The 11556-nt window shown below is 74.1% G+C and carries 9 protein-coding genes; 5 read left to right on the top strand and 4 right to left on the bottom strand.

Translation table 11 applies throughout. The features are described from left to right. Window positions 1-73: 73 nt before the first annotated feature. Window positions 74-1765 (top strand): hydrogenase maturation protein, encoded by a 1692-nt coding sequence (locus tag KSNIM_RS17125; protein ID WP_263104082.1) that lies wholly within the window; start codon window positions 74-76, stop codon window positions 1763-1765. 81 nt (window positions 1766-1846) lie between these two features. On the opposite strand, the gene KSNIM_RS17120 is transcribed toward KSNIM_RS17125, so the two are convergent. After that, window positions 1847-2815, bottom strand: coding sequence for an MHYT domain-containing protein (locus KSNIM_RS17120; protein ID WP_317634027.1), 969 nt, complete (start codon window positions 2813-2815; stop codon window positions 1847-1849). A 268-nt stretch (window positions 2816-3083) separates the two neighbouring features. Between KSNIM_RS17120 and KSNIM_RS17115 the strand changes: the two genes are divergently transcribed. The 3 genes from KSNIM_RS17115 to thpR all read left to right on the top strand — a co-directional run bounded on the left by KSNIM_RS17115 (window position 3084) and on the right by thpR (window position 5992). Further along, window positions 3084-3518: a MarR family winged helix-turn-helix transcriptional regulator gene (locus tag KSNIM_RS17115; RefSeq protein WP_263104081.1), complete on the top strand. Its 435-nt coding sequence runs from the start codon at window positions 3084-3086 to the stop codon at window positions 3516-3518. Between the two features lie 133 nt (window positions 3519-3651). After that, window positions 3652-5175 (top strand): MFS transporter, encoded by a 1524-nt coding sequence (locus KSNIM_RS17110; protein WP_263104080.1) that lies wholly within the window; start codon window positions 3652-3654, stop codon window positions 5173-5175. Between the two features lie 223 nt (window positions 5176-5398). Next, a complete protein-coding gene (gene thpR, locus KSNIM_RS17105; protein WP_263104079.1) occupies window positions 5399-5992 on the top strand; it encodes an RNA 2',3'-cyclic phosphodiesterase in 594 nt (197 codons plus the stop codon). Between the two features lie 59 nt (window positions 5993-6051). Here thpR and KSNIM_RS17100 read toward each other — a convergent pair whose 3' ends face one another. After that, the gene (locus tag KSNIM_RS17100) at window positions 6052-7860 is read right to left on the bottom strand and encodes a glycoside hydrolase family 35 protein (RefSeq protein ID WP_263104078.1); all 1809 of its coding nucleotides are present in this window, start codon (window positions 7858-7860) and stop codon (window positions 6052-6054) included. A 109-nt stretch (window positions 7861-7969) separates the two neighbouring features. Between KSNIM_RS17100 and KSNIM_RS17095 the strand changes: the two genes are divergently transcribed. Beyond that, a complete protein-coding gene (locus KSNIM_RS17095; protein ID WP_263104076.1) occupies window positions 7970-8824 on the top strand; it encodes an AraC family transcriptional regulator in 855 nt (284 codons plus the stop codon). A gap of 177 nt (window positions 8825-9001) precedes the next feature. On the opposite strand, the gene serC is transcribed toward KSNIM_RS17095, so the two are convergent. Beyond that, window positions 9002-10120, bottom strand: a complete 1119-nt coding sequence (gene serC / locus KSNIM_RS17090) for a phosphoserine transaminase (protein ID WP_263104075.1) — start codon at window positions 10118-10120, stop codon at window positions 9002-9004. A gap of 119 nt (window positions 10121-10239) precedes the next feature. Next, window positions 10240-11340 (bottom strand): citrate synthase 2, encoded by a 1101-nt coding sequence (locus tag KSNIM_RS17085; RefSeq protein WP_263104074.1) that lies wholly within the window; start codon window positions 11338-11340, stop codon window positions 10240-10242. Window positions 11341-11556 lie beyond the last annotated feature (216 nt).

Raw genomic sequence — 11556 nt, 5'->3', positions numbered from 1 at the left:
AGGCATCTTCGGCATTCGGAGCCGACCGGTCGGGACACCCCCCACCACCGTGACATGTCGTCGGAGGGCCACCTTGCGCATCCTGCTGGTCGCCAGCGCGTTCAACAGCCTCACCCAGCGTGTCCACACCGAGCTGCGCGACCGCGGCCACACCGTGGCCGTCGAACTCGCCCTCGGTGACGAGCCCGTCCGCGCCGCCGTCGGCCGGTTCGAACCCGACCTCGTCCTCGCGCCCATGCTCACCCGGGCGGTGCCGGAGGACGTCTGGCGCAGAATCCCCGTCCTGATCGTCCACCCCGGCCCCAAGGGCGACCGCGGGCCGTCCTCACTCGACTGGGCCATCCACGAGGGCGCCGAGGAGTGGGGCGTGACCGTCCTGCAGGCCGTCGCCGAGATGGACGCCGGGCCGATCTGGGCGTCCGTCCCCTTCACCCTGCCCGCCTGCGGCAAGAGCGAGGCGTACCGCACCGAGGTGGCCGACGCCGCCGTGGAGGCCGTGCTGCTCGCCGTCGAGCGCTACGGGAGCGGCTGGTTCGAACCCGAGCCGCTCGACTACTCCCGCTGGGACGTCCGCGGAAAGCCGCGGCCCTACCACTCCCAGGAGTACCGGCGGATCGACTGGGCCGCCGACGGCACCGCCACCGTGCTGCGCAAGCTGCGCTCCGGCGACTCCCAGCCCGGCGTCCTCGACGAGCTGTACGGCCGCGAGTACTTCCTGCACGGCGGCCACCCCGAGGACCTGCTGCGCGGCGCCCCCGGCGCCGTCCTCGCCACCCGCGAGGGCGCGATCTGCCGGGCCACCACGGACGGCGCCGTGTGGATCCCGCAGCTGCGCCCGCGCCGCGCCCCCGGCGGCCCGGCCACCTTCAAGCTGCCCGCCGCCCGGGTGCTCGGCGGCCTCCTCGACGGGGTGCCCGAGGTGCCCGTCACCCCCTTCGACGCCGCCCGCCGCCGCACCTGGTCCCAGCTGCGCTACCGCGAGGAGGCCGGGGTCGGGTACCTGGAGTTCGCCTTCCCCGGCGGGGCGATGAGCACCGAACAGTGCCGCCGGCTGCTCGCCGCCTACCGGGAGGCCTGCGCCCGGCCCACCTCGGTGCTGGTGCTCGGCCCGGCCCGGGACTTCTACTCCAACGGCATCCACCTCAACACCATCGAGGCGGCCGCCGACCCCGCCGAGGAGTCCTGGCGGAACATCAACGCCATGGACGACCTCGTCGAGGCGGTCCTCACCACCACCGACAAGCTCACCGTCTCGGCCCTGGCCGGCAACGCCGCGGCCGGCGGCCTGATGCTCGCCGTCGCCGCGGACGAGGTCTGGTGCCGCGCCTCCGCCGTGCTCAACCCGCACTACCGGCTGATGGGCCTGTACGGCTCCGAGTACTGGACGTACACGCTGCCCCGCCGGGTCGGCGAGGAGACGGCCCGCCGGCTCACCACCGCCGCGCTGCCGGTCGGCGCCCGGGAGGCCGAGGCGGTCGGGCTGGTCGACCGGGTGCGCCGCGGCGGCGCCGCCGAGTTCCGCCGCTGGGTCGAGCGGGAGGCCGCCGCGCTCGCCGACTCGCCCGAACTGGGCGCCCGGCTGCTGGACAAGAAGCGCCGGCGGGCCTCCGACGAGGCCGTCAAGCCGCTCTCCGCGTACCGCGCCGAGGAGCTGGCCCGGATGCGGCGCAACTTCACCGCGCCCGACGAGCCGTACCACCGGCTGCGCCGCGACTTCGTGCACAAGGTCTGCCCGACGGCGACCCCGGAGCACCTGCGGGGCTGACCCGGGAACGGCAATGGGCCGGTCCGCCCCCGTGGCGGACCGGCCCGCTGCCGTACGTGCGGTTGCCCGGGTGTCGCAGGCTCAGTACTGCGGCTGTCCGTCGGCCTGCGGACCCGACCAGGCGGGCACGACCCGGCCGCTGACCGGGGCGGCCTGTGCCGGGCGGGCCCGCCGCCGACCGTTCTGCGCGGTCTGCCCCGCGCCGGGAGCGAACAGGTCCGGCCCGGCGGCGCCGCCCTGCAGCGGCCACTGCGGCCAGTCGTCCGGGGCACGGCGCGCCGCGGCGGGGCGGGACGGCAGCGGAGCCGCCGGCCCGGTCACCACCGGGCGGTGCTTGCTCGGCGCCACCGCGAAGGCCAGCGAACTGATGAAGACGTACGTGCCGAAGCCGACCGCCAGCGGGAAGACGAACTGCAGTGCGACCGGCCCCGGCGGGGCGTGCTCGGTGTCCGAGAGCCGCACCGAGACCGCCAGCATTCCGGTGTAGTGCATGGCGCACACGGCCACGCCCATCACCGGGGAGGCGGCCAGCACCGCCCCGGTGCCCTGGATGTTGAGGGCCGCCCAGAGCGCGGCGGTGGCGGCGAGGACGGCGATGCCGATCGAGGCGCCGACCAGCACCGGGTCGTAGTCGATCCGGCCGGGCAGCCGCATCGCGGCCATGCCCAGGTAGTGCATGGCGGCCACGCCGAGCCCGGTGGCGACGCCGCCCACCAGCAGGGCGGTGCGCCGGTGGGTGCTCTGGCCCACGGTGAAGATGCCGATGCCGACGAAGCCGATGGCGACCAGCAGGCTGACCAGGGTCAGCGGGACGTTGTAGTGGATCTCGACGCCGCTGACGGCGAAGCCGAGCATGGCGACGAAGTGCATGCTCCAGATGCCGCCGCCGAGGGAGATCGTGCCGAGCAGCAGCCAGTTGCGCCGCGAGCGCCCTTCGGCGATCAGTGCCCAGCGGGTGCTGCGCAGCGCCACCATGGCGCCGAGGCATGCGACGAGGTACGAGAACGCCGGTGTCACCCAGCCGTAGACAGCGTGGTGGATGTGACCCATGAGGACTCCCGGGGCGGAGTAGGGGTGCACAGTGCCGGCGTGCTGTGTTCCTGACAAGCCTGAACCCTAGCGACCCGCTCCGCTCGTGGGCAACGCCGGGAGATTCAGTGAACTCGCAGGTCAGTAGCGGTACTTCACGTTTGGCCCAAGATCTTGTCACCGGAGATCGACACGATGTCCCGCCGGTCTTCGCATCGTGGCGGGCGGTGCGCCGGTGGTGCCGGTAAAGGATTTTCCTTAGCGAGAGTAATGACATAGGCTAAGGACCATGCCCGAGATGTCCGAGGACGATCTCGCAGCCGTCAGCCAGCTGCGGTCGTCCACGATGCGCCTTGCCCGCCGGCTGAGACACCAGCGTGTCGAGGAGTCGCTGAGCCCCACCGAAATGGGGGTCCTCGGCACCCTGGCGCGCTGCGGCAAGGCAACCCCTGGCGAGCTCGCCCGCCGCGAGCACGTCCAGCCGCCGTCCATGACGCGGATCATCGCGATGCTGGAGGAGAAGGGGCTGGTACGGCGCGAGCCGCACCCGGACGACCGCCGCCAGGTGGTCGTCAGCAGCACCGAGCAGGCCGACGCGATCCTCGCGGAGAGCCGCCGGCGGCGGAACGCCTGGCTGGCCGAACTGGCCGAAGGGCTGAACGAGGAGGAGTGGGCACTGATCCGCGCAGCGGCACCGGCCCTCTACAAACTCGCTCACCTCTGAGTCGCGCACCCCGAGGAGCACGACGTCTCACGGCACCCGAACGAAGGAGTACCGCATCACCGCAGGACACATCCGCGACACCAGCCGCGCGGCGGCGCACCTGCCCGCCGCCGCGCCCCGAGGGGAGACCACCTTGACACCGCCGGCCGCAGCCAGCGCCGCCGCCACCCGCACCGACGACCTCGCCGCAGACCCCGCAGCCGACCGCGCTGCCACCGCCGAGAGCCAGGCACCCGCCCCCGTGGGCCTGCCGGGCACCGGCGACGACGACCCCGACGAACGCCCCGCGGCGGCCACCACCGCCGCATCCGCCCCTGCCGCCACCCGAGCGGGGGACGGCCCCACCGGGGCCCGCTTCACCCGGCCCGGCGGGATGTTCTCCTCCCTCCGGATCCGCAACTACCGGTACTACTTCGCCGGCCAGGTGGTCTCCAACACCGGTACCTGGATGCAGCGCATCGCCCAGGACTGGCTGGTGCTCAGCCTCACCGGCAGCCCCTTCGCGGTCGGCGTGACCACCGCCATGCAGTTCCTGCCGATGCTTCTGCTGGGTCTGTGGGGCGGCGTGCTCGCCGACCGGCTGCCCAAGCGCCGGCTGCTGCTCGCCACCCAGGGCGCGATGGGCCTGCTCGCCGCCGGCCTGGCCGTACTCACCGTCACCGGCGTCGTGACGGCCGGCTACGTCTACGTCTTCGCGCTGCTGCTCGGCCTGGTCACCGTGGTCGACAACCCGACCCGGCAGGCCTTCGTCAGCGAGATGGTGCCCGCCAAGGACCTCGCCAACGCGGTCAGCCTGAACGCCGCCAACTTCCAGACCGCCCGACTGGTCGGACCGGCCGTCGCCGGCCTGCTGATCGCCGCGGTCGGCAGCGGCTGGGCGTTCGCGGTCAACGCGCTGTCCTTCGCCGCCGTGCTCGGCGGCCTGCTCGCCATGCGCGAGAGCGAGCTGCGCCCCTCCGCCCCCGTCGCCCGGCAGCGCGGCCAGCTGCGCGAAGGCCTGCGCTACGTCCGCGAGCGGCCCGAACTGCTGTGGCCGATGGTGCTGGCCGGATTCATCGGCACCTTCGGCTTCAACTTCCCGACGCTGCTCTCCGGCTTCGCCTACGACACCTTCAAGGTCGGCGCCGGCGAGTACGGCCTGCTGAACACCGCGATGGCGGTCGGCTCGCTGGCCGGCGCACTGCTGGCCGCCCGCCGCGGCGCCCCCAGGCTGCGCCGGCTGGTCGGCGCGGCGATCGCCTTCGGCCTGTTGGAAGTGCTGGCCGCGCTCGCCCCCGGCTACTGGACCTTCGCCGCGCTGCTCACACTGATCGGCGTCTTCGGCCTGACCTTCAACACCTCGGTCAACTCGGCGCTCCAGTTGGGCACCGACCCCGCCGTGCGCGGCCGGGTGATGGGGCTGCTGGTCCTGGTCTTCACCGGCGGCACCCCGATCGGCGCCCCGCTGGTCGGCTGGGTCACCGCCGCGTACGGCCCGCGACTCGGCCTGCTCGCCTGCGGCCTGGTGTCGGCAGCCGCCGCGGCCGTGATCGCCGTGGTGCTGGCCCGCGCCGCCGACCTGAAGGTCCGGGTCGACCTGCACCCCGGTGCCGGCCGCCGGGTGGTCGCGGTGGTGCCGCGCACCCTGCCCAGGAAGGACCTCGCCACCGCCTGCTGAACCCCGGCCCGGCCGGCACCCGTCACCGGGCGCCGGCCGGGCCGCCGTCACACCCGGATCGCCGGGACTTGCCCCCGGGCGGCCAGCCCGGCGAAGGCAGCGTCGAGCAGGGCGAGGGTGGTGGCGGCGTCCTCGGGGCCTCCGGTTCTGATCTTCCTACGGATCGTCGTTCCAGCCGCGCGATCCGCCCGGCGGAAGGGCAGCGACGGGGAAGATGGGGCCCATGAGGCTCTTTGTGGCGGTCAACCCGCCGAGCGAGGCGGTGCAGGAACTGGTGGACGCCGTGGCCGCACTCCGCGGGCAGCCCGGTGCGGACCGGCTGCGCTGGAGCGGGGTCGACGGCTGGCACCTCACCCTGGCCTTCCTGGGCGAGATCCCGGTCACCGAGGTACCCGCACTGGAGGCCGTCCTCGCCCGGACGGCCGGCGAGCACGGCGCGCACCGGCTGCGGATCGCCGGCGGCGGCACCTTCGGCGACCGGGTCCTCTGGGCCGGCGTGGACGGCGAGGTCTGGGCACTGCGGCGGCTCGCCGAGGCCGTCCGCGGGGCGGTCGGAGAGGCCGGCGTGGAGACCGACGAGTACGGCTTCCACCCGCACCTCACCCTGGCCCGCGCCGGGTCGAGCCGCGGGCGGCGCCGGGCGGAGCAGCGGGTGGCCGCCGCCGAGCTGCAGCACCTCGCGGCGGGGCTGGACGGCTTCCGCGGGCTGGAGTGGGAGGCCGGCGAGATCCACCTCGTGCTCAGCGAAACCGGCTTCGGCCCCTCCCACTACCGCACCCTCACCACCTGGCCTCTCGCCCACTGGCAAGCGGACTAGCCCCGAGGGGCACGGGGGACTGCGCAGGTCTGGTGAGGCCGGAACAGGGCTGCCCCGTGCTACGGGTTGCCCCTGTGCGCGCCCGGCGGAGCCTGTCCCAGGTCGGGGGTGGGGCGGAGTTCGATCTTGCGGGGGTGGGTGTTGCCGAGTTCGAGGAGGGTGATCTCGTTGCGGCCTGGGCGGAGGAGGGGTTGCGGGCAGTAGAGCGTGGTCTGCGGGCCCCGGGCGTCGTAGCGCCCCAGCAGGAAGCCGTTGACCCACAGGTAGCCCCGTACGCCGCCCGGCACCGCGAGGAAGGCGTCCCCGGTGGCCGACAGGTCGAGCACGCCGCGGACGAGGCGCTCCGCCTCCCCCGCACCGTCCGCCGGCTCCGGCCCGAAGTCCGCTGCGGGCAGCGGGTCGAGCCGCAGCGGTTCGGCCCGCCACCCGTGCAGGTACTGCCGCTCGTGCCGGACGCCGTCGACGCCCTTGGTCTCGCCCACCAGTGGACCGTAGTTGACCCGGCCGAGCGACTCCGCGAGCAGTTCGACGACGACCCCGCCCGGCACCGCGACCTCCGGCTGCGCCGCGCCGCGGTCCAGGTCGGCCACCCGGACTCCGTCCACCCGCAGCACCGCCCGGTCCCGCAGCCCCTCCACGGTGAGCGGCAGGTCCGGCCGTCCGGCCGGTACCCGGGCGGTGTACCGGACCAGCCCGTGTTCCAGCCCGAGTTCCTCGAAGCGGGGCGGCACCGGCGAGTGGACCGCCGGGCCGAACGGCAGCGGGGCGGATTCGGTGAGGGCGATCGCGGGCGCCTCCAGCACCGGTGGCAGCTCGGGCAGTGCCGGTTCCCGGTCGTCCGGGAAGCGTGCCTCGTCCGGGTGCGCCGCGGCGAACTCGGCCAGCACCTCGCGGAGGAGCGCGAACTTCTCGGTGGGCGCGCCCCGCTCGTCCAGCGGGGCGTCGTAGTCGTACGAGGTGGTCACCGGCTGGTAGGGCGAGTGCGTCCACGCGGTGGAGTTGAACGGCGGGTCGGCGTGGTTGGCGCCCGCGCCGGTGCCGAAGTTGGTGCCGCCGTGCGCCATGTAGAGGTTGACGGAGGCGCCGGCGGCGAGGATGCGGCGCAGCGTGTCCGCGGCGTCCTGCGCGTCGCGGGTGTGGTGCGGCCGGCCCCAGTGGTCGAACCAGCCGTTCCAGAACTCCATGCAGAACGGCGGGTCGTCGGGCCGGTGCCGGCGCAGCGCCCCGAAGCCCTCCTCGGGGGCCGAGCCGAAGTTGACGGTGGCGAGCACGCCGGGCAGCGTCCCGCCGGTGAGCATGTGGTCCTCCGGTCCGTCGGAGGTGAACAGCGGGACGGTCACCCCGCGCCGCAGCAGGCCGTCCGCGAGGTGTCGCAGGTAGCCGGCGTCGCTGCCGAAGGAGCCGTACTCGTTCTCGACCTGCACCATCAGCACGTTCCCGCCCCGGTCGACCTGCCGGGCGACCACGCCGGGCAGCAGTTCGTCGAGGAAGGCGTCCACGGCCGCCAGGTACTCCGGGTCGGCCGTCCGCACCCGCCGCCCCACCCGTGCGGTCAGCCAGCCGGGCAGCCCGCCGTTGTCCCACTCGGCGCAGATGTACGGGCCGGGCCGGACGATCGCCCACAGCCCCTGCCGGGCCGCCTCGTCGAGGAAGGCGCCCAGTTCCGCCGTCCGCTCGTACCGGCCGGGCGCCGGCTCGTGCAGGTTCCAGGCGACGTACGTCTCGACGGTGTTCAGGCCCATCGCGCGGACGGCGGCCAGCCGGGCGGGCCACTGCTCGGGGCGGGTGCGGAAGTAGTGCACGGCGCCGGACAGGATGCGCAGCGGGCGCCCGTCCAGCCGGAAGCCCGTGGAATCGTAGGTCAGCATGCCCCCAGCCTGCCGGGGCGACCCGGCCGCGGCCATGGACAAACCCCGGGCGGGTGTTGGACTGTCGTCCCCGACCGTCCGTCCCCCGCTGCCGTCCCGGAGGTGAGCCGTGCAGCGCTGGTGGCACTACCTGACGCCCGGCCCGGCCCAGCTGGCCACCGGGCTCGCCTGCCTGGGCGTCGGCATGCAGCGCGGCCGGCTGCCCGTGGTCGGGCCGCGCACCCTGGACCGCTGGGTGGCGGTGGTGGTGACCGCGGGCCGCGGCTGGTACGCGGCACCGGACGGCTCCCGCCGCCCGGTGGCGGCCCCCGCGGTGGTCTGGCTGCGCCCCGGCGTGCCGCACCACTACGCGCCGGACGCCGACGGCTGGTCCGAGTCCTTCGTCGACTTCACCGGCCCGGCCCTGGCCGGCTACACCGAGCTCGGCCTGCTGCCGGAGGAGGAGGTGGTGCCGCTGCTCGCCGCCGACCGCGCCCAGCGGGTGATCGCCCGGATCGCCGGCGCCTGCCGCCGCGGCGGGCCGCTGGTGGACACCGAGGCCGCCGCCGCCGTCCACGAGCTGCTGGTCGAGCTGCACCGGCAGCGGGCCGACCTCGACCCGCGCGGCGGCACCGTGCTGGAGGCGCTGCGCCGGGACGCCTTCCTCCCGCTGCCGGTGGCCGAGCACGCCCGCCGCGCCGGGCTGACGGTGGCCGGGCTGCGCCGGGCCGTCCGCGCGGTGGGCGAGACCGGTCCGAAGGAGTACCTGCTGGCGGTGCGGCTCAGCGAGGCCAAGCTGCTGCTCGCCGCGGGGGAGCTGCCGGTGGCGGCGGTGGCCCGCCGGGTGGGCTACGAGGACCCGGCGTACTTCACCCGGCTGTTCACCCGACGGGTCGGGGTCGCGCCGTCGGTCTTCCGGGAGCGCGAGCAGCGGGGGGAGCGCCCGCCACGGGGCAGTGCCGGGGCCGCCGCGGCGACCGACTAACCTCGAAGCGTGGACCCGAAGACTCGCATGCGGATCGTGACCGGCGCACTGGTGCTGCTGCTCGTGGTGGTGGTCGTCAGCGCGCTCGTGGGGAAGTGACCGGTGCCGGGTCGGCCCGGCACCGGACGGCGAAGGGCCACCGCCCGCAGGCGGTGGCCCTTCGGTGTGTCGCAGCCGTCAGAGCTGGTCGACGACGTAGTCGATGCAGGCGGTGAGCGCCTGGACGTCCGCCGGGTCGATGGCCGGGAACATCGCGATCCGCAGCTGGTTGCGGCCCAGCTTGCGGTAGGGCTCGGTGTCCACGATGCCGTTGGCGCGCAGCGCCTTGGCGATCGCGGCGGCGTCGATCGAGTCGTCGAAGTCGATGGTGCCGACGACCTGCGAGCGCTCCTCCGCCTTGGCGACGAACGGCTGCGCGAAGGAGGACTTCTCGGCCCAGGAGTACAGGATCGAGGAGGACTCCGCGGTGCGGGCCACCGCCCACTCCAGGCCGCCGTTGCCGTTCAGCCACTCCAGCTGCTCGGCCAGCAGGAAGAGCGTGCTGATCGCCGGGGTGTTGTAGGTCTGGTCCTTCGACGAGTTGTCGATCGCCGTCGGCAGGTCGAAGAACGGCGGGATGTAGCGGCCGGAGCCGGCGATCTCGGCGGCGCGCTCCAGCGCGGCGGGCGAGAAGGTGGCCAGCCACAGGCCGCCCTCGCTGGCGAAGGACTTCTGCGGGGCGAAGTAGTAGACGTCGGTCGCGGCGATGTCGACCGGCAGGCCGCCGGCGCCCGAGGTGGCGTCGACCAGGACCAGCGAGCCGGCGTCCGCGCCCGCGGGGCGGCGGATCGGCATGGCGACACCGGTGGAGGTCTCGTTGTGGGTCAGCGCATAGACGTCCACGCCCGCCTCGGCGACCGGCAGCGGGTGGGTGCCCGGCTCGGTCTTGATCACCGACGGCTCGGACAGCCACGGGGCCGCCTTCACCGAGGAGGCGAACTTGGACGAGAACTCGCCGAAGTTCAGGTGCTGGGACTTCTCGCGCACCAGGCCGAAGGCGGCGATGTCCCAGAAGGCGGTGGAGCCGCCGTTGCCGAGCACCACCTGGTAGCCCTCGGGGAGGGAGAACAGGCTGCTCACACCCTCGCGGACGCGCTTGACCACGTTCTTGACCGGGGCCTGGCGGTGGGAGGTACCCAGCAGGGAGGTTCCGGTGGCGGCGAGGGCACTCAGGGCCTCGGGGCGCACCTTGGACGGGCCGCAGCCGAAACGGCCGTCTGCGGGCTTGATGTCAGCGGGGATCTGGATCTGGGCCACGGCGGCAGCCTACTGCCCCGGATGGTCGCGCGGGGGCGGACGTCCGCCCGCTGAGATGTGATCTCCGCACCGTTCGGGCGGGTCCGGGCGCGCCCGGACCCGCCCGAAGGAGCGAAGCGTCAGTGTGCGATCGAGTCGTAGCCCTCGACCTCGCGCGGGCTGCGCGGGCCCGGGCCGACGTAGCGCGCGGAGGGGCGCACGAGGCGACCGGTGCGCTTCTGCTCCAGGATGTGCGCCGACCAGCCGGCGGTGCGGGCACAGGTGAACATCGAGGTGAACATGTGCGCCGGGACCTCGGCGAAGTCCAGCATGATCGCGGCCCAGAACTCCACGTTGGTGGCGAGCACGCGGTCGGGGCGGCGGTTGTGCAGCTCCTCCAGCGCGGCCTTCTCCAGCGCCTCGGCGATCTCGAAGCGCGGGGCGCCGAGCTCCTTGGCGGTGCGGCGCAGCACGCGGGCCCGCGGGTCCTCGGCGCGGTAGACGCGGTGGCCGAAGCCCATCAGGCGCTCGCCCTTGTCCAGCGCCTTCTTGACGTAGCCGACCGCGTCGCCGGTGCGCTCGATCTCCTCGATCATGCCGAGCACGCGGGACGGCGCACCGCCGTGCAGGGGGCCGGACATCGCGCCGACCGCGCCGGAGAGCGCGGCCGCGACGTCGGCGCCGGTGGAGGCGATGACGCGGGCGGTGAAGGTGGAGGCGTTCATGCCGTGCTCGGCGGCGGACGTCCAGTAGGCGTCGACGGCCTTGACGTGGCGCGGGTCGGGCTCGCCGCGCCAGCGGATCATGAACCGCTCGACGACCGTCTCGGCCTTGTCGATCTCGCGCTGCGGCACCATCGGCAGGCCCTGGCCGCGGGCGGACTGGGCGACGTACGACAGCGCCATCACGGCGGCCCGAGCGAGGTCGTCGCGGGCCTGGTCGGCGGAGATGTCGAGCAGCGGCTTGAGGCCCCAGACCGGCGCGAGCATGGCGAGGGCGGACTGTACGTCCACCCGGATGTCGCCGGAGTGCACCGGGATCGGGAACGGCTCGGCGGCGGGCAGACCGGGGTTGAACTTGCCGTCGACCAGCAGACCCCAGACATGGCCGAAGGAGACGTGGCCCACCAGGTCGTCGATGTCCACGCCGCGGTAGCGCAGGGCGCCGCCTTCACGGTCGGGTTCGGCGATCTCGCTCTCGAAGGCGACGACACCTTCGAGCCCGGGTACGAAGTCGGACATCAGACGGCTCCTTCAGTGATCCGATCCGGCGCGCCGCGGCGAGTGGTGCGGCGGGCCGGGTGACCGTGGGTGGTTGGCACTCGGTGTCAGCCTGGCAGGCACGGCGTGCATTGCGCCATACACCACGACGGTGATGTTTCCCCCAAGCGACACCCGAACGCTCAGGCGTCCGGCGTCATCGGCGGACACCCGGGAGAAAACCGGCCCATAGCGGAC

The organism is Kitasatospora sp. DSM 101779 (assembly GCF_025655475.1).
Classification (GTDB): Bacteria; Actinomycetota; Actinomycetes; order Streptomycetales; family Streptomycetaceae; genus Kitasatospora.
The sequence above is the reverse complement of the archived record's forward strand: the minus strand, read 5'-3'. Positions and strand labels throughout refer to the sequence as shown.